We start from the raw sequence: 25,365 nt of genomic DNA on the forward strand, positions 1-25,365 counted from the left end.
TCTAATTGGCAATCGTTACCCGTTCATTTTCTATCTTGGCGTAATGTCTTTTCACTGCTTCGCGAATACCTCTTTGCATGGCAGCGTCTATGTTCGATCCCATACGGGCAAAGCCGAACTGTTGTGCGCATGCTTTTATCAAATCTGCCGCAGGCAGGCTGATGGAGTCGGTCAATAGTTGCCGGATGGCATTGGCTATCTCTTCAGGTGGTATGTCTGTCGCTTCCCGGTCGGAAACCGGGCGATAGATTGAATAGGAAGCGCATTGCTCTTTGTCGTTCCAGCAGAAGACAAGTCCTTCGTATTCTGTGCGATAGATATTCAATGTGTCGAGTGCTGTTTCTATCTGTGCCTCTACCCGTGTTCCCAAGCGGCTGATTCCCCATTCGGACAGGATTTTCTTACAGAGCAGGGATTTACTGATTGGCGCCTCGCTTTCCATAATCTTCCGTATTTGGGAGAGGAGGATAGAGTAACTGTCCGTAAAGAAAAAGTCTTCCGGTGAATAACTGTATGGGGTGATCTTTGCAAACTTGTACTTTTGTTCTATCCGGTTTTGAGTAGAAAGAACGGAAGCTGCTTGCTTTTCAGGAGCAACAGGCGATGCCTTGAGTACGAATGAAATTTCATTGTTGGTTATCTGTGCCGTCGGTGCAGGTGCTGCCACTTCTGTCGGAGTTGAGTTAATTCCGGCTGTTGTCATAGAGCCGACCTTTGAACTCTTTTTTCGGGCGATAGCCTCTTGGATAGTTGCTATTACTTCGTCCGGCTTTTCCCACCAATCCATTGTCCATATCCGGTAGATGTCCCATCCGAGTGCTTTCAATACATTATTCTGCACAATTTCCCGGTCACGTGCGGTCTTGGTACGTTTGTAGTTTTTGCCGTCGCAGATAATACCTAACTGATATTTAGAGGTATTTTCGGTGTCGACGATACCTATGTCTATCTTGTATCCGGAGCAACCTATGTCTGTATGCACGGTGTAACCCAATGAGCGCAGTCTGTCGGCAATGATCGTTTCGATGGAGGCTGTTGCTTCCGACAGTTGTCTTGGCACACTGCTGATGGTGCTTCGGGTTCCCTTCTCCGCATATTCGAGGAAACGTTTTAGTCCGGCTACTCCAATAGAAGAAGTCCGGTTCAGGTCGATCATCTCCGACCTTAGGGTGGAATAGATAATCATCTCATACCGGGCACGGGAAACGGCTACATTCAATCTTCTTTCGCCGCCTGCCCGGTTCAGTGGTCCGAAATTCATGCTGACGCGCCCTTCTGCATCCGGGCCATAGCCCACAGAGAAGAGAATAACATCGCGTTCGTCTCCCTGCACATTCTCCAGATTCTTGATAAATAACGGTTCGTCGCATTCCAGCGCAAGAGTTTCCAGTTCGGGGTAAAAGATAAAAAGGTCGGATAATAGGTCTTCTATCAAGGCTTGTTGGACAATGCTGAAAGTGACTACACCGATACTTTTCTTTCTTAATTCCTCGCTTCTCAATCTTCTGGCTATTTCGTCCACCACAGCTTGAGCTTCCGCCCGGTTCTGGCGCGACTTGCCTTTATCATAGTAACCGTTGATGTTGACTATCCTGACTTTCGATTCAATGTTGTCCGGTGAGGGGAAAGTCATCAGTTTGTTATCGTAATATTCGGAGTTGCTGAAAGCGATGAGGCTCTCATGTTTGCTTCGGTAGTGCCATAATAAATATTTGGAAGGGATAGACAGAGCGAGACAGTCGTCAAGGATACTCTCCAAATCTTCCATTTCAATGTTGTCTTCATCAATGGTGTTGACCGAGAAGAAACTGGTAGGAGGCATTTGTTTCGGGTCGCCTACGATAATGACGTTTTTACCCCGTGCAATGGCGCCCACCGCTTCATAAGTAGGCATCTGTGAGGCTTCATCAAAGACAATCAAATCAAATTTATCAGCGTCCGTATCGATGAATTGAGCGACGGAAAGAGGACTCATCAGCATACACGGGCACATGCGCGACAACAAAGTGGGAATTTGGTCGAATAGCTTGCGAATAGATATGCCGCGGGCATTGTTGCGGATATTCTTTTGAAGGATACCCACTTCGGAACTTTGGATGGCTTCGTGAGTGAAAGACGGAATGTTGGAGGCCAACCGGGCAAATAATTCTCTTTGGGTCGTTTCTTCGAATTTGGCGGATATTTGTTTGTATTTAGCAATGATATCATTGAATATCTTACCGTTGAATAATTCCAAAGTCGGCTCTTTGGCAATGATATACCGGATAGCCGCCTGATAGAAACTCTTGCGGAAGCTGTCTGTAAGTTGGCTGGTAGGAATATTCTTTTCTTTATATTCCGTCGCGATAAATCCTATTCCCAGACTATGCAGGGTTTGGTAGGCTTGTAGCCACTGATACCAGTCCTTGAGCTTGTCGAGGTTCTCTTTCCAGGTTCGGGCTTTTGACAAGGCAATCGTTATCCAGTCGGCTGAATCGGTATAAAGTTCTTCGATCGAGATACCCAGCATGCCGGACAATTTCTTTTCGGTGGCTGTGAGTGTATCTGCGAGCTGATACAGTTCATTGAAAGAATGAGCATGGATGTCTCTGAATGTTTGAATTCCTTCTGTGAGTTGTACGGACAAATTCTGCTTGATTTGCGAAACTTTGGCAATGTCTTTTGCGTAGTTCAACAAATGCGAATGAAGGGAAGTCATGTCGTCGATTATCTGCTCAATGGTGTTCCAATCCTCGTTCTTGCCGGGGCGTCCGAATAGGGAGGGAAGTTGCCCGATGTATTTCCGGACGGCTTCTGCTTCTTCCTGATACCGGATAATGCGGTGGAGCAGAGGTTTGATGTCTTCTGTTTCAATCGTTTTTAAAGCATATACGTTGATTGCCTTTCTGATTTTCCGTTGTCCGAAATATCTGGGAAGGAACCATTGATCGGATACCCGGTTCCATTCGGCTAACATCTGCTTTGCGTTGATGGACAGGATTTCTTGGGTGAATCCGGTTTCTATCTCTTTCCTTTGTTCATCCCGTTTCCGTCCGTGAACCACTACTTCCCGGTATTCATTCAGTGTTTCGTTGAGCAATGGCAAAGTCAGCAATCCGGGAGTCAGTTCCGGAATGTCGAGTATTCTCCGGATGATGTGGGAGATTGTCTGGAAATCCTTGCGTGTAGGGTGTATATCCGTATCTTTTAGAAGTATGGAGAATACATCCAGCTTCTGCCGGATGGTGGTCAACAGGTCGATAAATCCGGTGAGCAGTTGGGAGGATCCCTCCTTAACGGCTGATGAATATTCGGTAATCGAGATACCGGTTAATGGATGCTGGTAAGGATGTCCACACGCATTGGCCGTCCGGACTAGCAGCTCGATGGCATCTTCCCATTGGGCAAATGTGTCTTTATCTAATGTATCCAGATAAGCTTGTGGAATATCAAAACAAGATTCGACGTCCACGGATTGATAATGAATAATGGCGTCATATAATGAAACTCCGAACGGGTATTCTTTATGCAGGGCTTCGATATATTGATTCAATTCCGCCCGTAAATTCAGCAGGCGTTCCGCTTCCTTTCTGAATTCTTCGGGAGGTGTCTGCCTGATAATTTCCGTGGTTTCTTTCAGTTGAGAGATAACGGCGGATTTCTTTGTTTTGTTGGAATGAATTTCCAGACAGAACGGAGCCAGCCCGATAGCTGCCAATCTGTTTTGCACAACGGAGAGGGCAGCCATCTTTTCCGCTACAAATAAAACACGTTTTCCTTTGTAAAGCGCGTTGGCGATAATATTGGTAATCGTTTGCGATTTTCCTGTTCCCGGAGGCCCGTGCAGGATGAAAGTCTTGTCGTGTACGGCTTCGTAGATGGCTTCCAGTTGCGAAGAATCGGCGATGATGGGTAATACAATGTCTGCGGGCGACACTTGTTTGTCCATATCCGTTGCATCTATTTCCTCTGTGGCGGCTTCCCATTCTATCTTTCCGTTGATGAGGCTGGACACAATCTTGTTCTGAACCAGTTTGTTGGCATTGTTGTGAATATCATTCCACATGATGAACTTGTTGAAAGAGAAGATGCCCAGAATCGCTTGCTCTTCCACGTCCCATTTACGCTGGTTCTTAATGCTGTTGCGGATAATGGAATAGATCAGCTTGACGTTTACGCCGCTTTCGTCGGTAGGCAACGGGTCCAATCCTGATATGGTGATTCCGAAGTTTTGGCGAAGCATTTCCAATAAGGTGATGTTCATCATTGTTTCTTCTTCCCGGGAACGGATTACGTAACCTTTGGCTGCCGATTTACGGATAATTTCAACCGGTAATAGCAAGATGGGGGCATAGCGGGGACGTTCGCTGGAAGGTGTCTCGTACCATTTCAAAAGTCCGAGAGCCAGATAGAGTGTGTTGGCTCCATTCTCTTCGATAGAAGTACGCGAAGAGCGGTATAAGTGAGTCAGTGCCTTACCTAAATCGTTTTCGGGCAGATAGAAACGTAACCTTTTCTGTGAAAGTTCCGAGTTGATGAAACCAACCATGGGATCAGACTCCGGTATGGAGGAATAAATCCCGAAGTCCATCGCCGGACTTTCCCAATCGGCAGGGCGGTGGAGGATGCGGAATTCTTCTCCGTCGGCCAATGCATCTTCCAGACAGGATAGATTAGCCGGGATGAGTTGGAGCGTGTTTTTGGTAATCCGGATATTCAGCAGGTTGTTGCGCAGGCTTAAATCCAGCAACCGTCTTTCCCATAACAGTTGTTTGGTGATTACGGTCTGGGTTTCATTGCCCGATAAATCATACGGATTGATACTTTGCGGAGTGGCATGAACGGCACTTTTTTGAATGTCGGTCTCCTTTTCTTCTACTTCCCATACCTGTCCATGCAAAATGCGTTGGGGGATGGGGCGGATGCCCGAATGTCTCGCTCTTTTCACATCTATGGCAAGAATGAAACTGTTTCCATCCGTCAACTTTCCGTTCGCTTTCTTCACAGCATCGTCGAAATCGGACGAATGGCCCATGTTCATGCAGGTCGTTTCAACTAAGGTAATGTCGTAGATTCCTTCGGCTGTCCGTTTGGTTAACAGGGAAACATCGTCAATGGTAGGATCCGGAAAAGTCTCCGGCACTAGCCAGGCTCCCGCAAAAGCATGCCCTTGAGTGATGATAATGAGTGCATTCAGACCGATTGCTTCCAGGCAGGAAGCATAGAGCAAGGCCATATCCAGACAGGTTCCCAGTTTTTGTGCCATTACGGAGTCGGCTAGCCGTACACGTTGCCCATATTCCTCGAAGCTGGCGGGGATGGTGCTGTATATAATCTGTTGTTCCGTGATAGCCGTGTAGATGGCGGCCATCTGTTTCCTTACCCGGTCCGGAGTGCGGCTTTGATATTCGTCGAGGGACGGATTATCAGTCCATTGTCCCAGGATGGAAGCGGCTCTCTTAATGATCGGCACAATAGCTGTATGATTGGGGGTGATGAAAGCGGCCAGCATTTCGGGCAATACATTGAGCCCTCCCCATTGGTCGTATGCCAGAATGTCGATAGGGTAGGTTTGGCAGAATACGGATTCTACTTCGGAAGTAATTTCAATTTTCAGATTGCCGGATAAACGTTCGGTCAGCTGTGTGAAATAGTTGGCGGACAAAGTGAGATTGAATGACGACAGGCATATCGATTCATTGGGCGGAATCTGTGCCACAGCTATTGGAGCGGCGTTTCCGAAAGTCGGTTCTGTCGTGATTTGTACCTGAATGTCCTTCAGCGGGGCAGGCGTTGTATTCTCAATAGAAAGCTGATGAATGATTGATGCACCGTTTTGTTGTATCGCAAAATTAATAAGCGGTAAATAGTCGCATTGCACCTTGACTTTGTCCAATCTCTCGTCCATGGCAAAAACTGTATAAATTAAAGATTGCAATATTACAAAAAATACGGATATAATTCTCTTTTCTTCTGCCATTCTTTTGTCAATCAAGAAAATATTCCTACCTTTGCGCCCGATTTATAGATAATATAATGTCTTATTTAATTAAAGTATTAAACAATTTATTTATTAATGGAAAACTTAAAGAACGTAGCTCCTATTGAAGATTTCAACTGGGATGCTTATGAAAATGGCGAAACAGTAACCAACGTTAGCCACGATGAACTGGAAAAAGCTTACGACGGTACGCTTAACAAAGTGAATGACCGTGAGGTTGTTGACGGAACCGTAATCGCAATGAACAAGCGTGAAGTAGTTGTGAACATCGGTTACAAATCAGACGGTATCATCCCATTGAATGAGTTCCGTTACAATCCGGATCTGAAGATCGGTGATACAGTAGAAGTATACATCGAAAATCAGGAAGACAAAAAAGGACAGCTCGTTCTGTCACACAGAAAAGCTCGCGCTACTCGTTCTTGGGATCGCGTTAACGCTGCTCTGGAAAATGAAGAAATTATCAAGGGTTACATCAAGTGCCGCACTAAGGGTGGTATGATTGTAGACGTATTCGGAATCGAAGCATTCTTGCCGGGTTCTCAGATCGACGTTAAACCGATCCGCGACTATGATGTATTCGTTGGCAAAACAATGGAATTCAAAGTGGTTAAAATCAACCAGGAATTCAAAAACGTTGTTGTATCTCACAAGGCTCTTATCGAAGCTGAACTGGAACAACAGAAGAAAGAAATTATCGGTAAACTTGAAAAAGGACAAGTTCTTGAAGGAACTGTTAAAAATATCACCTCTTACGGTGTATTCATCGACCTTGGCGGCGTAGACGGTTTGATCCACATCACTGACCTTTCTTGGGGACGTGTTAGCGATCCGAAAGAAGTGGTTGAACTGGATCAGAAGCTCAACGTTGTTATCCTTGACTTCGATGATGAAAAGAAACGTATCGCTCTTGGCTTGAAACAACTGACTCCGCACCCATGGGATGCTCTTGACACTGACTTGAAGGTTGGTGACAAGGTGAAAGGTAAAGTGGTCGTTATGGCTGACTACGGTGCATTCATCGAAATCGCTCCGGGCGTAGAAGGTTTGATCCATGTTTCAGAAATGTCTTGGAGCCAACACCTGCGTTCTGCACAAGATTTCATGAAGGTAGGCGACGAAGTAGAAGCTGTTGTGCTGACACTTGATCGTGAAGAACGTAAGATGTCTTTGGGTATCAAACAACTGAAACAAGATCCATGGGAAACTATCGAAGAAAAGTATCCTGTAGGTTCTAAGCATACTGCAAAAGTTCGTAACTTCACTAACTTCGGTGTATTCGTAGAAATCGAAGAAGGTGTTGACGGCTTGATCCACATCTCTGACCTTTCTTGGACTAAGAAAGTAAAACACCCATCAGAATTTACTCAGATTGGTGCTGACATCGAAGTTCAGGTATTGGAAATCGACAAAGAAAACCGTCGTTTGAGCCTTGGCCACAAACAACTCGAAGAAAATCCTTGGGATGTATTCGAAACTGTGTTCACTGTAGGTTCTGTACACGAAGGTACAATCATCGAAATGTTGGATAAGGGTGCTGTTGTAGCTCTTCCTTACGGTGTAGAAGGTTTCGCAACTCCGAAACACCTTGTAAAAGAAGACGGTTCACAAGCACAGTTGGATGAGAAACTTGAATTCAAAGTGATCGAGTTCAACAAAGATGCTAAGAGAATCATCCTGTCTCACAGCCGTATCTTCGAAGATGTAGCTAAGGCTGAAGAAAGAGCAGAAAAGAAAGCTGCTTCTGGTGCTAAGAAGTCATCTTCTAGCAACAAGAGAGAAGATTCTCCGATGATCCAGAACCAGGCTGCTTCAACTACGCTGGGCGATATCGACGCTCTTGCTGCATTGAAAGAACAGTTGGAAGGAAAGAAATAATCTGAATAGAATATTTTCCAATGAAAGGCGCTCCCGTTTGGGGGCGCTTTTTTTATTCACCACAGATTTAAGAAATGAAGATAAGAGGGAATTTAATTCAGACATAAGAACAAAAGAATAAAAAATAAAATAGCAGTTCAATAAGCAACAGAAATAATTTTCAAAGCGCTGCCTTTATGTTCTTTTGTTCTTATGTCTAAAAATAAATTATCAAAATCTGTATTAATCTGTGTAACCCTGGGGTGAAATATTTCCTTTTCCTTTGCAAGATTAAATGTGAAATGTCCTATCTTTGCATACCATGGAAAAATTTGAGTTACATATATTGGGATGCGGTTCTGCTTTGCCTACTACGCGACATTTTGCGACCTCTCAAGTCGTAAACTTGCGTGAAAAACTATTTATGATTGATTGTGGCGAGGGAGCACAGATGCAATTACGCCGCTCGCGACTGAAATTTTCCCGATTAAATCATATCTTCATCTCTCATCTACATGGTGACCATTGTTTCGGATTGTTGGGACTGATCTCTACATTCGGATTATTAGGGAGAACTGCTGATTTACATATTCATTCTCCAAGAGGACTGGAAGAGTTGTTTGCGCCGATGCTTGCTTTCTTTTGCAAGACTTTGACTTATAAGGTGTTCTTCCATGAATTCGAAACGAAAGAACCGATGCTCATTTACGATGACCGTTCGGTGACTGTAACCACAATCCCTTTAAAACATCGAATTCCCTGTTGTGGTTTCCTTTTTGAAGAGAAACAGCGTCCTAATCATATCATCAGGGACATGGTAGACTTTTATAAAGTCCCGGTCTATGAACTGAACCGCATCAAGAACGGAGCGGATTTTGTAACTCCCGAGGGAGAAGTAATACCCAATTTACGTTTAACCCGCCCTTCGGCTCCGGCGCGTAAATATGCTTATTGTTCCGATACAATCTATCGTCCGTCCCTTGCTGAACAAATTAAAAATGTAGATTTGCTTTTCCATGAGGCCACCTTTGCACAGACCGAGCAGGCACGCGCTAAGGAAACTTATCATACCACTGCTGCGCAAGCTGCGCAGCTTGCTTTGGATGCCAATGTGAGACAACTGGTGATCGGACATTTTTCCGCCCGTTATGAAGATGAATCTGTCTTACTTCATGAAGCGTCCGCCATTTTTCCACAAACCATTTTAGCGAAAGAAAATTTGTGTATTGACGTTGATGGAGGGACTGTCTATGAAAAGTAGTCGACTGCTTTGGGGAGTAATCATCCTGCTCTTCGGTTGCTTGGCAGCCTGTAAAAAAGAGAAACCTCAATCTCCGATACCGGATTCTTTGTCTTCCCTCCAGGAACTGTTCCATCCTGCTTATCAAATAAATGCAGACAGCATTCATCAGATGATTCGTATTTGCCTGAACGAAAATCCGGTAACTCCCTGGGATTCGGTTTTGCTGGCACATTATCAGGAAAAGGATGAATTCTTTTGGCTGAACGATTCTCTCATATCCGATAAACCTGCCGTACAGGTGGCAGACTCGATGTTATTCTGGTTAGGAAACATTTCACAACATGGAGTTAATCCGAATCTGTATCCTGTCGATAGCATCCGTGAGGAATTGCAACAGATACGAACCTTGAAACTGCGTGAAGGGAAAACGATGAACCGTCTGCTGGCAGACGTGGAGTATCAGTTAACAGCCGCCTATCTTTCGTATGTGTGTCAATTGAAATTCGGATTCTTGCCTCCGGAGCGCAGATGGAATGATTCGATCGACCACATTCCTTTGAAACAATGTGATGTGAAGTTTGCGATGGCTGCTCTCGACTCTTTGCGTGCAAATCCTAACGCCGCTTTTCGTAGGGCGCAACCCTCTTCTCCGCTTTATCATAAGATGCAGGAAGAGCTGGTTCGTGTGAATGGCTGGGGAGTGACAGATACTACGGATTATTATCGCGACCGCCTATTGGTAAACATGGAGCGGGCACGTTGGCAATATGCATTGGATAAAGGACAGAAATATGTGATAGCCAATGTGGCGGCATTTATGTTGCAGGCTGTCAACGAAGAAACAGACTCTATTCTGGAGATGCGTATTTGTGTAGGGACTGTGAAGAATAAAACTCCTCTATTGTCAAGCAGGATTTATTATATGGAACTGAATCCTTACTGGAATGTGCCTCAAAGCATAATTCGGAAAGAGATCATTCCTACTTACCGCAGAGATACGACGTATTTTACCCGTAACCGCATGAAGGTATACGATAAGAATGGATTTCAGGTAGATCCCCACAGTATTAAATGGGCGAAGTATGCAGGAAGTGGCGTACCTTATACGGTGAAGCAGGACAATAAAACAGGGAACTCCTTGGGACGTATCATCTTCCGTTTTCCCAATCCTCATTCCGTATATCTGCATGACACTCCGTCACGGTGGGCTTTTACACGGAATAATCGTGCGGTGAGCCACGGTTGTGTCCGTCTTCAAAAAGCACTCGACTTCGCGTTCTTCCTGTTGAAAGAGCCGGATGAATTGTTGGAAGACCGTATTCGTATTGCAATGGATATCAAGCCGGTGAGTGAAGAGGGAAAGAAGCTGCCCATCAGTGCGGCTTATCGTGAATTGAAACATTATAGTTTGGAACAATATATACCTTTATTTATAGATTATCAGACGGTTTATCTGTCTGCCGATAATAATTTGAGGTATTGTGAGGACATTTATAAATATGATCCGTCCTTACTAGAGGCGATGAATAACCTGAATTTGAAACCATAAATAAACATACAGATACGAGAGATTATGATTCCTTATAACGAACGCGAAGTTCTGAAACTCCTTCAGGAGGAGAGTACACAGCGGAAAGGATTTGAAATGATTGTGGGGCAGTATAGCGAGCAATTGTATTGGCAAATCCGCCGGATGGTACTGTCGCATGAGGATGCGAACGATCTCCTGCAAAACACTTTCATCAAGGCATGGACGAATATCGATTATTTCCGTGCCGAGGCGAAGCTGTCGACCTGGCTCTATCGCATCGCGCTGAATGAGTGTCTTACCTTTCTGAATAAGCAGCGTGCCATGACTACCGTGGATATTGACGATCCCGAAGCAGTAGTTGTGCAAAAGCTGGAAAGTGACGCCTACTTTTCGGGCGACAAGATACAGATGTGCTTGCAAAAAGCCTTGCAGACTTTGCCCGAAAAGCAGCGTATGGTGTTCAACCTGAAATACTATCAGGAAATGAAGTACGAAGAGATGTCGGAGATCTTCGGCACGTCGGTCGGTGCACTGAAAGCATCTTATCATCATGCGGTGAAGAAAATTGAGAAGTTTTTAGAAGAAATAGATTAAACCTTTTAAATGAGACACTGTCTAATGAAAAGAGAGGAGAAAAACGTATGAAAGAAGAAGATATTTTATTGAAGAAGCTTGGAAAGGAAAATTCCTTCAAAGTGCCCGATGGTTACTTTGAGAACCTGACTTCGGAGGTAATGAATAAACTTCCTGAAAAAGAGAAAGTTGCTTTTAAGGAAGAGCCTGTCAGCACATGGACAAGACTGAAACCATTGCTCTATATGGCAGCTATGTTTGTAGGGGCGGCCTTGATTATCCGGGTGGCGTCAACAGACCATAAACCTGCTACAGCAGATGATGTAGCGGTGACAGAAGTGGATACTGAAGTAGTCGTATCTGACGAAATGATTGATGTAGCAGTGGATCGTGCCATGCTGGATGATTATTCGTTATATGTTTATTTGAGTGACGCAAGTGTAGAATGATTTATAAAAACTGATTGAATACAGAAAATGAGAAAACTTATCGCATTGGTCGTTTTGTTATGTGGCTTTATGCCTGTTCTTTGGGCTGCTGATGGATGTGATCAGCATTTATCCCGGGAGGAGTTCAGGGCAAAACAAAAAGCTTTCATTATCGAACAGGCTGGATTGAATAAAGAAGAAGCAGCCAAGTTCTTTCCCGTTTATTTTGAACTCCAGGATAAAAAGAAGAAACTGAATGATGAGTCATGGGATTTGATGCGCAAAGGCAAGGATGATAAAACGACGGAAGCTCAATATGCAGAAATCAATGAGAAGGTAGCCAACAACCGTATTGCTGCCGACCAGCTTGATAAAACTTATTTGGGTAAGTTTAAAAAGATTCTTTCAAGCAAGAAGATTTTTCTCGTGCAACGTGCAGAGATGCGTTTTCACCGCGAAATGATAAAAGGTATGAATCGTAGCAAAGACAAGGGAGACGATTCAAAGAAGAAATAAAGAAAACAGAGCGTCCGATTCGTATGAACAGACGCTCTGTTTGAGTAAAATGGAGGCTCTATCCGCTGGGAATAGAGCCTCTGTTTTTTTTATGCCGGTAAGGAAGTTACAGTCCTTTTTTCTTTGCTTCATTCCAAATGGCATCCATCTCTTCGAGAGACATATCTTTCAGACTTTTTCCTTCCTTGATGGTGTGCTCTTCCAGATAATTGAAACGGCGGATAAACTTCTGGTTGGTAAGTTCCAGTGCATTATCGGGATTGATTTTATAAAGGCGTGCCGCATTGATGAGGCTGAACATCACGTCGCCGAATTCAGCTTCTGCCTTCTCTTTATCCATGTTGGCCACTTCCTCCTGAAACTCACCTATTTCTTCTTTCACTTTATCCCAAACCTGTTCCCGTTCTTCCCAGTCGAAGCCTACATTGCGAGCTTTGTCCTGAATACGGTAAGCCTTGATAAGCGAGGGCAGGGCAGCGGGCACACCGCTTAATACACTTTTGTTTCCATCTTTCTCTTTGAGTTTCAACTGTTCCCAATTCTCGGAAACTTGTCCGGCTGTCTCTGCTTTCACCTCTCCAAACACATGCGGATGGCGGAAAATCAGCTTATCGCACAACTTGTCGCAAACATCTTTGATGTCAAAATCTCCTGTTTCCGAGCCTATCTTAGCATAGAAAGCGACGTGCAATAATACGTCTCCCAACTCTTTGCAGATTTCTTTCTTGTCATCCCTCATCAGGGCATCGCAAAGTTCGTAAGTCTCTTCTATGGTGTTGGGACGCAGACTTTCATTCGTCTGTTTACGGTCCCAGGGACATTTAACACGCAGTTCGTCGAGAATGTCCAGGAAGCGTCCAAAGGCTTCCATCTGTTCTTGTCTGGTATGTGACATAAATCTATCTATTTAATTCATTTTTTTCCATTCCTGGTAAGAAATCAATAACCCTACTACTTCCGAGTAGTTCTGGCGGCCACTTTCTATTTTGTTTCCTTTCAGGTAAAGATCGTATATCCAATCCTGTACGGCTCCCACTACCGGGCTATACTTGGCAGCCCAATAGGCTTGATTATTCTTGGCTAATTCAATAATTTCCGGTCGGATGCGTTGAAAGAGTTTTGCATATTCTTCTTCTGAAAGTAATCTTTTTGCATTCCCCAGTACATGCCCCAGTACAGAGAAATATCCGGAGAAACGGATACCCATTGCCTGTGAACGGGTACAAACCTGATAGGCATAGAAATTGGCTTCCGCTTCGCTGGTGATACCTAACAAGTGGGCTAGTTCATGAGCATAAGTGGCAGGATAGTTGGCGGGAAGTAAATCTCCGTTAAGGGTGAATTCGCAGAAGAAAGGCCCCATGCTACCGGTTACTCCTACCATGGAAATGAACGGAGTAAACAACATGGTCTTTACTCTCGGATGATCGTGCGGAGGTCGGTTTACGCCCAGGCTATCACTTAACTGATTATAGATTCGTACGGTTTCTTCTTGTATCAAATCCTGGTTGATACTATTTACAGGGGTGTACGAACGATTTAATTGGGTGATATAGTCGTCAACGAACTCCTGAAAATTTTCGGGAGTGTAGGCTGTATATGGGATTTCGGTTCGTTGGTAAAAGTTCTTTTGAGAATAATTCAGCCCCCAAGCCAGATAGAACCATACATAAATCCACAACAGATATTCGCCGTCGCGCAATAAAACTTTCTTCCAAGGCAACTTTTTGCGGAGACGGGCATAAATAGGATAAATAATCACACCCGCGATACTAAGGAAGATAAATAAGTCTCCTATCGCAAAAGGAAATAAATTGGAAAAAAACGACAAAACGTAAGAGATAAAAGGATAGATTGTTTGCGAATAGATTGTTGCCAGAGCAGGAATCCATTGTGTTAGCCACACTAGGATTAAGATTGCTCCTAAGGCTAAATATCTTACATTTGGCTTCTTTTTCATCATTTGTTTAATATCAGTCAACAAAAATATGCATTAAATAGACGTCGCGCGAAAAAATACCTCTATATTTGCAAAAAATCTGTTAACAATGGCTTTATAACTTGTATAATAGGGAAAGTCATTCAACATAAACCGGATAAAAGATGGCTACATCAGAAGAAATTGAAAAGTATTGCCGGAATTGCGTATCACGTGATTTCGTGAATGGTAAAGGTCTTGTTTGTAAGCGCACCAGAGAACTTCCTGCTTTTGAAGAAGAATGTGAAAGTTTTGAGAAAGATGAAGAGCTGGAAAGATTAGCCCCTCCCAAGCCGGAAGACTTCCCGGTATCTATGACAGAAGAAGAAATGCTTGCCGAAGAGAATCTCTCCAAAGGAGTACTGTACGCAGTCGCTGCCTGTATTGTGGGTGCGGTGGCATGGGGACTGATATCTGTTTCTACGGGTCGTCAGATTGGATTTATGCCCATTGCTATCGGATTTATGGTTGGCTTTGCCATGCGGAAAGGGAAAGGAATACGTCCCATTTTCGGAATTATCGGTGCGGCATTATCCCTGATTAGTTGTGTCCTGGGTGATTTCTTTTCCATTATCGGGTATATTTCCCAGGATTATGATATGTCCTATTTCGACGTTCTGGTAAGTGTGGACTATGGAGAAATATTCTCTATTATGCTGGAAAATGTGATGTCAATGACTGCTTTATTCTACGGATTCGCTCTTTATGAGGGGTATAAATTCTCTTTCCGTGCACAGAAACACCCCGAGGGTGGTAAGATTTGAATTTAAATTATTAATTTTGCACCCGTTATTTTTAGAATATACATTATCATATATACATAAAACAATATGGAATTAGCAAGTAAGTACAATCCCGCTGACGTGGAGGGAAAATGGTACCAGTATTGGCTGGACCATCATTTATTCAGTTCGAAACCCGATGGCCGTGAACCTTACACCATCGTCATTCCGCCCCCGAACGTCACCGGTGTGTTGCACATGGGACACATGCTTAATAATACCATTCAGGATATTTTAGTTCGTCGTGCCCGTATGGAAGGCAAGAATGCCTGCTGGGTACCGGGAACTGACCATGCTTCTATTGCTACTGAAGCTAAAATAGTAAACAAACTTGCTGCTCAAGGCATCAAGAAAACCGACCTGACTCGTGACGAATTCCTGAAACATGCTTGGGATTGGACAGACGAACACGGAGGTATCATCCTGAAACAACTTCGTAAACTCGGTGCATCCTGCGACTGGGATCGTACTGCTTTCACTATGGACGAGAAACGCAGTGAAAGTGTACTGAAAGTTTTCGTAGACCTGTTCAATAAAGGATTGATCTACCGTGGTGTCCGTATGGTAAACTGGGACCCGAAGGCATTGACCGCTCTTTCTGACGAGGAAGTGATCTACAAAGAAGAGCACGGAAAACTATATTACCTCCGCTATAAAGTAGAAGGTGATCCGGAAGGACGCTATGCCGTAGTGGCAACTACCCGCCCTGAAACAATCATGGGTGACACAGCGATGTGTATCAACCCGAACGACCCGAAAAACGAATGGCTGAAAGGTAAGAAAGTGATCGTTCCGCTGGTAAACCGCGCCATCCCTGTGATTGAAGATGATTATGTAGACATCGAATTTGGTACAGGTTGCCTGAAAGTGACTCCTGCTCATGACGTAAACGACTATATGCTGGGTGAAAAGTACAACCTGCCTAGCATTGATATCTTCAACGATAACGGTACATTGAGCGAAGCTGCCGGTATGTATATCGGCATGGATCGTTTCGATGTTCGTATACAGATAGAGAAAGACCTCGAAGCTGCCGGACTGCTGGACAAGACAGAAGCCTATACAAATAAGGTAGGTTACTCGGAACGTACCAACGTAGTGATCGAACCGAAACTATCTATGCAATGGTTCCTCAAGATGCAGCATTTTGCAGACATGGCATTGCCTCCGGTAATGAACGATGAACTGAAGTTCTATCCTGCAAAATACAAGAATACCTACCGTCACTGGATGGAGAACATCAAAGACTGGTGTATCAGTCGTCAGTTGTGGTGGGGACATCGCATTCCTGCTTACTTCCTCCCGGAGGGCGGTTATGTGGTAGCTGCTACAGCAGAAGAAGCATTGGCAAAAGCGAAAGAGAAAACCGGCAATGCCGCCTTGACAATCGAAGATCTCCGTCAGGACGAAGATTGTCTGGATACCTGGTTCTCTTCCTGGTTGTGGCCTATCTCTTTGTTCGACGGAATCAACAATCCGGGTAACGAAGAAATCAACTATTACTATCCGACCAGCGACCTTGTGACAGGACCGGATATTATCTTCTTCTGGGTAGCCCGTATGATTATGGCAGGCTACGAGTACGAAGGACAGATGCCGTTTAAGAACGTTTACTTCACAGGGATCGTTCGTGATAAACTGGGACGTAAAATGTCCAAGTCACTCGGTAATTCTCCCGATCCGTTGGAGTTGATCGAGAAATACGGAGCCGATGGAGTACGTATGGGTATGATGCTTTCTGCTCCTGCCGGAAACGATATTCTTTTCGATGACGCACTTTGCGAACAGGGACGTAACTTCTGCAACAAGATATGGAATGCTTTCCGTCTGATTAAGGGCTGGACAAATGCCAAAGGCACTATTGAAATTCCTACCGATGCACATCTGGCAGTTCAGTGGTTTGACCAAAGACTGGATGCGGCAGCTGTTGAAGTGGCCGATCTCTTCTCCAAATATCGTTTGAGCGAAGCGTTGATGCTGGTTTACAAACTATTCTGGGATGAATTCTCTTCCTGGCTGTTAGAAATAGTGAAACCGGCTTATGGACAGCCTGTCAATGGCTTTGTTTATGATATGGTTCTTAGTTCTTTCGAGCGTCTGCTTGAATTGCTGCATCCTTTTATGCCATTTATCACAGAAGAATTGTGGCAACAACTGCGTGAGCGTGAACCGGGTGAAAGTCTGATGGTTACTCAACTGTTTGAACCGGTCGGAGCAAATGAACAATTCCTGGCAGAGTTTGAAGTAGCTAAGGAAATCATCAGTAATGTCCGTAGCATCCGTTTACAGAAGAACATTGCTCTGAAAGAAGAACTCGAATTGCAGGTTGTAGGCACTCATCCGGTAGAGAAATTGAATCCGGTGATTATCAAGATGTGTAACCTGTCTTCCGTAACAGTGGTAGAAAGCAAATCAGAAGGTGCTTCTTCTTTCATGATAGGAACGACCGAATTTGCCGTGCCATTGGGTAATATGATTGACGTGGAAGCCGAAATCGCCCGTATGGAAGCCGAATTGAAGCATAAAGAAGGATTCTTGCAGGGAGTGATGAAGAAACTTAGCAACGAGAAATTCGTCAATAATGCTCCGGCTGCCGTTCTTGAACTGGAACGTAAGAAGCAAGCCGATGCAGAGAGCATCATTAATTCTTTGAAAGAAAGTATTGCGGCTTTGAAGAAATCATAATCCTTTGATACTTAATTTTATATAATAAAGGGCATCTCAATTCGTTTTGGGATGCCTTTTTTTTGCACTAAAGAAATTAATACTATCTTTGCTTCCGCTATTTATAGAATACCACAAATGAAACAATCGTTACGGATCATTCCATTCCTCTTTGGATTATTCCTTTTTATTGAAGGATTCTTATCACCTGCGTCAGCCCGAACCGAAAATACAAATAAAGAAGTACTGGTTTTAAACTCGATTAATTTCAATCTGCCTTGGGCTAAAAACTTTTATTGGTGTCTTCATGATGCTCTTCAGAAACAAGGAATTTCTGTGAAGGCGGAATCGCTTTCCGTACCTGCTCTGGTGAATGAGATGGAGGCGAATGCCGTAGTCACCCATTTGCGTCAGAAGTATCCGGAACCTCCCACTGCTATCGTGATGATTGGAGATCCGGGATGGATTGTTTGCCGCGAATTATTTGATGATGTATGGAAAGAAGTTCCGGTAATCGTGACAAATGCCCGCGACCATTTACCTGCTTCTCTTGAGGTCTTATTATCTCATGCCCCGTTGACGGAAGCCAATACAGTTTCCGGCGATGAATGGAGGCGGGGATATAATATAACTATCTTGAAGCAATATTATTATGTAAAGGAGACAATCGATTTAATTTATAAACTGATACCTGATATGGAACGTCTGGCGTTTATCTCCGACGATAGGTATATCAGTGAAGAAACTCGCGGAGATGTAAAGGAAGCTGTAGAAGAGAACTTCCCGGACTTGAATCTGGATTTACTTTCCACCACTCAATTATCTACAGAAATGTTGTTGGATACTTTACGTTGTTATAAACCGAATACGGGAATCATTTATTATTCTTGGTTTGAGTCGCATAACAAAAATGATAATAACTATCTTTTTGATCATATTCAGGAAGTGATTGTCAATTTTACTCCATCTCCATTGTTTTTACTTTCTCCCGAAGACTTGTCGAATAATACTTTTGCAGGAGGATATTACGTTTCGACGGAATCGTTCTGTAAATCTTTGCTGGAAATACTTGGTCGTGTCTTGGATGGAGAACAGGCACGTGATATTCCCGGTGGGGCGGGAGGAGAAGGAAGTGCCAATCTCTGCTATCAAGTGTTGAAATCCTACAATATACCTTCTTCCCGCTATCCAGACGATGCGGTTTATGTCAATGAGCCCAAGACTTTTTTTCAACAGTATTACATTCAAATACTTTCCTGTTCATTCTTTTTGTTGATTTTGATTGTTGCTATCATATATTATATCAGCATTCTTCGGAAAGCATATAGTCGCCTGCATGAAGCAATGGAAAAAGCGGAACAGGCCAATCAATTGAAATCCGCCTTTCTGGCTAATATGAGTCATGAGATACGTACCCCCTTGAATGCCATTGTAGGATTCTCCAATATGCTTCCTCATGTAGAAAACCGTGAAGAAATGTCCGAATATGTAGAACTCATTGGAACAAATACGGATTTGTTGCTCCAGTTGATTAATGATATTCTGGATTTGTCGAAGATTGAAGCCGGTACATTCGATTTCTATCCTGCCTTGATTGATGTGAACCAGACGCTTGAAGAAATCGAGCAAAGTATGCAGCTACGTCTTCGGCACAATAATGTGACTTTCACATTTGCGGAGAGACTGTCCCAATGTACATTGTATACGGATAAGAACCGTTTGATTCAGCTGCTTGCCAATTTTGCAGTTAACGCCATCAAATTTACAGAGGTGGGTACTATCCGTATGGGATATCGTTTGCTTGATCCTGAAACGATTTATTTTTATGTGTCGGATACAGGCTGTGGAATGTCTTCTGAACAGTGTATTCATGTCTTCGAACGGTTTGTGAAGTACAATTCCTTTGTGCAAGGTACCGGACTGGGACTTTCTATCTGCCATACGATTGTAGACCGCTTGGGAGGGAAAATAGGAGTGGAGTCGAAAGAGAACAAAGGATCTACTTTCTGGTTTACCTTACCTTATCGGCAGAATTAATGCTTTACTTCTTTCCAATCTATCAGTAGATAAGTTGCTATACTCTTATTGCAAACTTCCTTTCCCTTATTGGATAAGTTGTCTTTGACCAAGAAGAAACTATAAACGCAAGTTTTGATTGTATAATTGCAAGTTGCATTTATATAACCGGAACTTGCAGTTGTATAAATGAAGCTTGCAATTATAGTTTTCTCGTAGCCAAAAAGAAGTTTGGCAGCAGGGGAATGCAAGTTTGCCTCTAATACAACGGAAGTTATCTATTAGTACTTTAATAGACAGATAGTAATAGATAAGAAAATAGATGGTTGGTTTGTTTTAAGGAAATAGAATCGGTAGTAATAACGGCAGATAATCCTTTAAATCTACGCGTAGTTGCTTTAATGCTTGTTGAATACGGTAATCTACTGTTTTGGGAGATATTCCCAGAATTTCCGCTATTTCTTTATAACTCATATCCCGAAACCTATGCATCACAAAAGCTTCCCGATAACTTTCCGGCAATGTGGCGATGGCATCCTTGATGCGTTGTGTCAACTCTTCAACTTGATAAAGATCCGTATCTTGCAGCATCTCCTGCATCTCTTCATAAAATCGAGTGTCGGCACGTTGGGTGGCATCAATATGTGCAAGCTTGTTCAGAGCTTTGCGGTATATCATTTTAAAGAGGTATGAACTAAGTGAAGTTTCGATAATCAGATTTTCTCTGTTTTCCCAAATCCATAAAAGAGAGTCCTGCACAATTTCTTCCGCATCTTCCAGATCTACAAAACGATGACCATAAGCACACAGTGTCGGATAATACCTCCGAAACAGTGCGTCGAATGCCTTTTGGTCTCCCTGTTGTATGGCAGATAGTAAATAATTGTTTTCTAACAGGTGAATTTCTTTCATGTATTAGTTTGATATTTCACTGCAAATATAGCTTTTTTATAAGAAAACAAAGATTTTATGAAAAAAAATGAGATTTGGTTTAGGAAACCCACAAGTCTCCCTTGTCTTATAGTAAAAGGCAATAAAATAAGAATATGGATAAAACTGATTATAATAGAATAGAAGAACTGCTTCCCCGTTATTGTGAGGGACTGGCAACAGAAGAAGAGCGTCTGCAAGTTGAGGCGTGGATGGATGAATCGGAAGAAAACCGACGGATAGCCAAACAGATACATACTCTCTATCTTGCCACAGATACTGTTCATATCATGACGAAAGCCGACACAGAGAAAGCATTGACAAAGGTGAAAAGTAGAATGTCGGGTAACAGACAAAGGAAAACGATGTGGTGGGAATGGACACAACGTGCGGCAGCAGTGCTGTTCATTCCACTTCTCGTTACTCTGATGGTACAACATTGGGGAGGAAGCGAACAGGAGTTGGCACAAATGATGGAAGTGAAAACAAATCCCGGAATGATGACTTCTCTGACATTGCCCGATGGCACATTGGTTTTCCTGAATTCCGAATCTACCTTAAGTTATCCCTCACGCTTCGATAGCGACACGAGAAATGTAACATTGCAGGGAGAGGCTTATTTTGAAGTAGCCAAGAACCCGGAAAAGAAGTTTATAGTTTCTACTTCCCACCAATCACAGATCGAAGTACTGGGAACTCATTTTAATGTAGAGGCTTATGAAAAAGAAGACCGGATTGCAGCAACATTGGTTGAAGGAAAAATAGGTTTTATTTATTCATCTGACAATGTCTCGAAAAAGGTACTGATGGATCCCGGACAAAAACTGGTCTATGATACAAGAGACAGTAAAGTGCAGCTTTATGCCACCTCCGGTGAGTCGGAAATAGCTTGGAAAGAGGGAAAGATTATATTTAGAAATACTCCTCTCGAAGAGGGATTGCGAATGTTGGAGAAGCGGTATAATGTGGAATTCATTATTAAAAACGACCGTTTGAAAGGAGACTCATTTACTGGTACGTTTACTAATCAACGCCTTGAACGTATTTTGGAATATTTCCAGCTTTCTTCTCAAATCCGTTGGCGTTATCTTGATTCGCCGGATATAAAAGATGAAAAGAGTAAAATAGAAATATATTGATTGATTAACCTTAAAACAAAAATGCAATGAACGGCAGACCCCCTTAAACAAAAACATACGGGAGGATATTGGCGTATCTTCCCGTATGGAAATCGGTAAATCTTTTTGATGCTTGTTTGGCGACAAGCTTAGATAAACTTTTTATTAACTTTAAGTCATTACAAAATTATGCAAAATTATTTTAGCATCCAATTTTTATGGGTGGTAAAGTCACTTTGGCTAACCTCAAAAAAAATCCCATTATCTATGAGACTATTGGTTTTGTTCTTAGTATGTTCTATTGGGCTGACCTATGCAGCCGATAGTTACGCTCAAAAGGCTTTAATCAGTATTGATGTACGTAATCAGCGGGTGGAGGACGTTTTGAAAGAGATTGAAGCGCAGTCAGATTTTGACTTCTTTTTCAATAATAAACATGTCGATTTGAATCGTCGCGTATCAATTTCCGCTGATAAAAGTAATATTTTTAGTGTGCTTAAGGAAGTATTTGCCGGTACGAATGTAATATATTCAGTGCTGGACAAAAAGATTATACTATCTGTTAAGGCACAGTTACCACAACAAGACAAGAAAGTGATTGTGTCTGGTACTGTATTAGATGTACAAGGTGATCCGATTATTGGTGCTAGTGTGTCGGAGAAAGATGTGCTAGAAAACGGTACAATAACAGACATGAATGGTTTTTTCAAACTCTCCGTTTCTTCATCTAAAGCACGATTGCAAATTTCTTATCTTGGTTATCAGACGCAAATAGCACGTGTTTCTGTGGGTAAACAGATCGCTATTGTTTTGGAGGAAGATACTAAAACGTTGGATGAAGTAGTTGTTATCGGTTATGGTGCGCAGAAAAAAGTAAATCTGACAGGGTCGGTAGCGTATATTAAGTTGGATGATCAGATGAATAGCCGTCCTATTGCTAGCGTTTCTGCAGTATTGAATGGATTGAGTGCAGGTGTAGGTGTGACGCAGTCCAGTGGTCAGCCTGGAACAGGGGCTACCATTCGTATTCGTGGTACGGGTACTCTGAATAATAGTAATCCGTTAGTATTAGTGGATGGAGTAGAGTGGGATATGGATGCTGTTAATCCCAATGATATTGAAAGTATCAGTATATTGAAAGATGCTTCTTCTACCGCTATTTACGGCTCACAGGGGGCTAATGGTGTTATACTTATTACGACAAAAAAAGGTTCTGGTAAACCACGCTTTAATTATAATGGTTACGTTTCTGTTCAGAAAGCTATTAATAAATTGAAGTTGGTGTCTGATTATGCTGATTATATGGATTTGGTAAACGAGACTGCAACTAACATTGGTAATGTACCTATTTATTCTCAACCTAATATTGATTTATGGAGAGCAGCTAAACAAGATCCGATGGGATTAAATGATTACGGAGTTCCTAATTACATAGCTTATCCTAATACGGAATGGTTTGATGTGTTATTTGATACCGGACTTTCACAAAGTCATCATATTTCGATGGCAGGCTCTTCTGATAAGATGAACTATTCGCTTGCATTGGGATTTTTAGATAATCCTGGAATTATGAATCATTGGGGGATTAATTCCGGGCAGAAAAAAGTGACAATACAGTCTCGTGTGGAAGGTAAAGTCGGAAATTGGCTTACTGTAGGAGCCAATGTGTATGGTAATAAAGAAAATGTAGGTGTTGCCGGTGTTGCTGGTGCTTTTCAATATTTAACGATAAGTGTTCCAGGTATTTATCCGGGAGAACCTGGTAAATATGGTATACCGGCATCAGCGGAAGAGTCGACAACTGCAAACAATGTGTTAACTTATCTTGACCGTCGTGGTAAGGATGAAAGATTCAATGCAACATTATCTGGCTATTTTATTGCTGATGTTTTGAAAGGACTGCAAGTAGAAGGTAGATATAATTACCAGATTTATCGTCAGGACGTGCATAAATGGGGAAGTTCTTCTGGAGTGAGATGGGATTATGTAAAAGATGAGGTACGTGAAGAGGCTTCTTTGAATCGTGCGACGATTTATAATTATGCATTGAAGTCGAAACGGGTGAATATGGATTTGCTCATTCGTTATAATACAACTTTGTGGAAGTATCATGATCTTGGCCTTTTAGCAGGTTATTCTGGCTCCCTTTATGATTCGGATTCTTTTGATGCAACCAAAGAGGGGATGAGTTCATGGTATTTGATTTATATGAATTCTGCAACAAAAATGAATTCAATAAATGGTTCGGCTACTAACTGGCGTATGCAATCATATTTTGGACGTCTCAATTATGCTTATCGAGGAAAATATTTGTTCGAAGCGAATGTTCGTTATGATGGTTCTTCCCGTTTTTCTCCTGATTCACGTTGGGGAGCATTTCCTTCTTTCTCTCTTGGATGGCGTCTCTCGGAAGAATATTTTATGGCCGGAACAAAAGATTATTTGTCAAATTTAAAATTAAGGCTCTCATATGGAAAGTCTGGAAATAATCGAACTTCAGATTATGCATGGCAGGGTACTTATGGTACAGCACCTGTTGTAATTGACGGTAAACAAACCATGGGGTTAGCGGTTTCAAAAATAGGAAACAACTATCTTGAATGGGAGTCTACCAAAGCTTTGAATGTAGGATTAGACTTTGGTTTCTTTGACAACCGATTGACCGGTGAGGTGGAGTATTATAATAAAAATACGACAGGTATTTTGTTTACTCCTTCCATTTATATGACGATGGGCTTTAAAACAGCAGCTACTGAGAATATAGCGGAAGTAAATAATAAAGGATTGGAAGTATCAATAAAGTGGAATAGTCATATACATGATTTCTGTTATAGTTTGGGAGGAAACTTTTCTTACAATAAGAATAGAGTTGAGAAATACAAAGGTGCATTGCAAAAGTATTGGGGAGAAGATGGACAATATGTAAATAACTTTGCAGAAGTTTCAGAAAATGGGTTTGGTGGTAGAATTGCTGAAGGGTATATGTTAGGTGAAACTTACATATATAAAGTATACCGTGGTAACGGAAATTATGATGGCAGTGGCATTTTAGACCTTAATGCCGGTCCGAAGGATGGTGTTATACGCACAGAGCAGGATATGGCGTGGGTAAAGATGATGATGGAATCCGGATATAAGTTTGCTGGAAATACGCAAGTCGCTAAGAACCAGTTGTGGTATGGTGACTTGATCTATCAGGATACAAATGGTGATGGTAATTATGGTGATTCTAACGATCAAGATTTTTCGGGACATTCTAATATGCCCAAATATTATTTTGGCTTTAATCTTTCCTTGTCATATAAAAATTTCGATTTCTCTGCTTTATTATCTGGAGCTGCCGGCTTCCATTTGATTTGGGTCACACAACCTGCTTTTACTACAGGCTATAACTCTTATCAGTTTATTGCTGATGATCACTATTTTTACGATCCGGAAAAGCCGACAAGTCCCAAAACCAATCTTACTGCAACTTATCCTCGTTTGGGTAATAAAAATGGAGTATCCAGTGACTTTTGGGAATACAGTGGTAATTATCTAAAGTTGAAAAATATACAGATTGGATATACTTTGCCACAGTATATCACAAGGAAGGTTAAGATTGAAAAGGTACGTCTGTATGCCAGTGCAGATAATCTAAAGACATGGACGAAATTTCCCGGAATGGATCCGGAAATTGGGACTAGCATTACCTATCCTTTGATGAAACAATGTGCGTTTGGTTTACAATTAACTTTTTAATAGCTATA

The 25,365-nt window shown here is 42.5% G+C and carries 15 protein-coding genes; 11 read left to right on the forward strand and 4 right to left on the reverse strand.

Features of this window, described 5'->3' with window-relative positions; genetic code table 11:
- Position 1: 1 nt before the first annotated feature.
- A complete protein-coding gene (locus tag DWZ47_RS14840; RefSeq protein WP_117513672.1) occupies positions 2-5,959 on the reverse strand; it encodes a DUF3320 domain-containing protein in 5,958 nt (1,985 codons plus the stop codon).
- A 96-nt stretch (positions 5,960-6,055) separates the two neighbouring features.
- On the opposite strand from DWZ47_RS14840, the gene rpsA reads away from it, so the two are divergent.
- From rpsA to DWZ47_RS14870, 6 genes are all read left to right on the forward strand, one after another.
- Positions 6,056-7,858, forward strand: coding sequence for a 30S ribosomal protein S1 (gene rpsA, locus DWZ47_RS14845; protein ID WP_004301842.1), 1,803 nt, complete (start codon positions 6,056-6,058; stop codon positions 7,856-7,858).
- Positions 7,859-8,159: 301 nt separating this feature from the next.
- Complete coding sequence (locus tag DWZ47_RS14850; RefSeq protein ID WP_008775508.1) at positions 8,160-9,098, forward strand: ribonuclease Z; 939 nt, start codon at positions 8,160-8,162, stop codon at positions 9,096-9,098.
- Complete coding sequence (locus tag DWZ47_RS14855; protein ID WP_233525056.1) at positions 9,088-10,629, forward strand: L,D-transpeptidase family protein; 1,542 nt, start codon at positions 9,088-9,090, stop codon at positions 10,627-10,629. Before DWZ47_RS14850 ends, DWZ47_RS14855 begins: the two co-directional genes overlap by 11 nt.
- Positions 10,630-10,653: 24 nt before the next feature.
- The gene (locus DWZ47_RS14860) at positions 10,654-11,205 is read left to right on the forward strand and encodes an RNA polymerase sigma factor (RefSeq protein ID WP_004304634.1); all 552 of its coding nucleotides are present in this window, start codon (positions 10,654-10,656) and stop codon (positions 11,203-11,205) included.
- 47 nt (positions 11,206-11,252) lie between these two features.
- On the forward strand, positions 11,253-11,633 hold the full coding sequence (locus DWZ47_RS14865; protein ID WP_032852890.1) for a hypothetical protein: 381 nt from the start codon (positions 11,253-11,255) through the stop codon (positions 11,631-11,633).
- A 27-nt stretch (positions 11,634-11,660) separates the two neighbouring features.
- On the forward strand, positions 11,661-12,128 hold the full coding sequence (locus DWZ47_RS14870; RefSeq protein ID WP_004301847.1) for a hypothetical protein: 468 nt from the start codon (positions 11,661-11,663) through the stop codon (positions 12,126-12,128).
- A gap of 106 nt (positions 12,129-12,234) precedes the next feature.
- Here the strand turns inward: DWZ47_RS14870 and mazG are convergent, their stop codons facing one another.
- Positions 12,235-13,023 (reverse strand): nucleoside triphosphate pyrophosphohydrolase, encoded by a 789-nt coding sequence (mazG, locus tag DWZ47_RS14875; protein WP_008775510.1) that lies wholly within the window; start codon positions 13,021-13,023, stop codon positions 12,235-12,237.
- A gap of 12 nt (positions 13,024-13,035) precedes the next feature.
- A complete protein-coding gene (locus DWZ47_RS14880) occupies positions 13,036-14,091 on the reverse strand; it encodes a DUF3810 domain-containing protein (RefSeq protein WP_117513676.1) in 1,056 nt (351 codons plus the stop codon).
- 140 nt (positions 14,092-14,231) lie between these two features.
- Between DWZ47_RS14880 and DWZ47_RS14890 the strand changes: the two genes are divergently transcribed.
- The 3 genes from DWZ47_RS14890 to DWZ47_RS14900 all read left to right on the forward strand — a co-directional run bounded on the left by DWZ47_RS14890 (position 14,232) and on the right by DWZ47_RS14900 (position 19,589).
- Positions 14,232-14,870, forward strand: coding sequence for a hypothetical protein (locus DWZ47_RS14890; protein ID WP_004309825.1), 639 nt, complete (start codon positions 14,232-14,234; stop codon positions 14,868-14,870).
- Between the two features lie 66 nt (positions 14,871-14,936).
- On the forward strand, positions 14,937-17,573 hold the full coding sequence (locus tag DWZ47_RS14895) for a valine--tRNA ligase (RefSeq protein ID WP_117513678.1): 2,637 nt from the start codon (positions 14,937-14,939) through the stop codon (positions 17,571-17,573).
- Positions 17,574-17,690: 117 nt separating this feature from the next.
- Entirely contained in the window at positions 17,691-19,589 is a 1,899-nt protein-coding gene (locus tag DWZ47_RS14900) for a sensor histidine kinase (RefSeq protein WP_117513703.1), read from the forward strand.
- A gap of 315 nt (positions 19,590-19,904) precedes the next feature.
- On the opposite strand, the gene DWZ47_RS14910 is transcribed toward DWZ47_RS14900, so the two are convergent.
- A complete protein-coding gene (locus DWZ47_RS14910; RefSeq protein WP_032843150.1) occupies positions 19,905-20,480 on the reverse strand; it encodes an RNA polymerase sigma-70 factor in 576 nt (191 codons plus the stop codon).
- A gap of 134 nt (positions 20,481-20,614) precedes the next feature.
- Here DWZ47_RS14910 and DWZ47_RS14915 point away from each other — a divergent pair, with 134 nt between their 5' ends.
- Together DWZ47_RS14915 and DWZ47_RS14920 are read left to right on the forward strand one after the other, a co-directional pair.
- The gene (locus DWZ47_RS14915) at positions 20,615-21,637 is read left to right on the forward strand and encodes a FecR domain-containing protein (RefSeq protein ID WP_117513682.1); all 1,023 of its coding nucleotides are present in this window, start codon (positions 20,615-20,617) and stop codon (positions 21,635-21,637) included.
- Positions 21,638-21,883: 246 nt separating this feature from the next.
- Positions 21,884-25,357 carry a TonB-dependent receptor gene (locus tag DWZ47_RS14920; RefSeq protein ID WP_233525057.1) on the forward strand — a complete coding sequence of 1,158 codons (3,474 nt, stop codon included), beginning with the start codon at positions 21,884-21,886 and terminating at the stop codon, positions 25,355-25,357.
- Positions 25,358-25,365 lie beyond the last annotated feature (8 nt).

The sequence above is a fragment of the Bacteroides sp. AF32-8BH genome, assembly GCF_003435205.1.
Classification (GTDB): domain Bacteria; phylum Bacteroidota; class Bacteroidia; order Bacteroidales; family Bacteroidaceae; genus Bacteroides; species Bacteroides ovatus.

Coding starts and splice junctions, on each gene's coding strand:
- DWZ47_RS14840 (WP_117513672.1), bottom strand. CDS start 5,959: ATGGCAGAAGAAAAGAGAATTATATCCGTATTTTTTGTAATATTGCAA.
- rpsA (WP_004301842.1), top strand. CDS start 6,056: ATGGAAAACTTAAAGAACGTAGCTCCTATTGAAGATTTCAACTGGGAT.
- DWZ47_RS14850 (WP_008775508.1), top strand. CDS start 8,160: ATGGAAAAATTTGAGTTACATATATTGGGATGCGGTTCTGCTTTGCCT.
- DWZ47_RS14855 (WP_233525056.1), top strand. CDS start 9,088: ATGAAAAGTAGTCGACTGCTTTGGGGAGTAATCATCCTGCTCTTCGGT.
- DWZ47_RS14860 (WP_004304634.1), top strand. CDS start 10,654: ATGATTCCTTATAACGAACGCGAAGTTCTGAAACTCCTTCAGGAGGAG.
- DWZ47_RS14865 (WP_032852890.1), top strand. CDS start 11,253: ATGAAAGAAGAAGATATTTTATTGAAGAAGCTTGGAAAGGAAAATTCC.
- DWZ47_RS14870 (WP_004301847.1), top strand. CDS start 11,661: ATGAGAAAACTTATCGCATTGGTCGTTTTGTTATGTGGCTTTATGCCT.
- mazG (WP_008775510.1), bottom strand. CDS start 13,023: ATGTCACATACCAGACAAGAACAGATGGAAGCCTTTGGACGCTTCCTG.
- DWZ47_RS14880 (WP_117513676.1), bottom strand. CDS start 14,091: ATGATGAAAAAGAAGCCAAATGTAAGATATTTAGCCTTAGGAGCAATC.
- DWZ47_RS14890 (WP_004309825.1), top strand. CDS start 14,232: ATGGCTACATCAGAAGAAATTGAAAAGTATTGCCGGAATTGCGTATCA.
- DWZ47_RS14895 (WP_117513678.1), top strand. CDS start 14,937: ATGGAATTAGCAAGTAAGTACAATCCCGCTGACGTGGAGGGAAAATGG.
- DWZ47_RS14900 (WP_117513703.1), top strand. CDS start 17,691: ATGAAACAATCGTTACGGATCATTCCATTCCTCTTTGGATTATTCCTT.
- DWZ47_RS14910 (WP_032843150.1), bottom strand. CDS start 20,480: ATGAAAGAAATTCACCTGTTAGAAAACAATTATTTACTATCTGCCATA.
- DWZ47_RS14915 (WP_117513682.1), top strand. CDS start 20,615: ATGGATAAAACTGATTATAATAGAATAGAAGAACTGCTTCCCCGTTAT.
- DWZ47_RS14920 (WP_233525057.1), top strand. CDS start 21,884: ATGAGACTATTGGTTTTGTTCTTAGTATGTTCTATTGGGCTGACCTAT.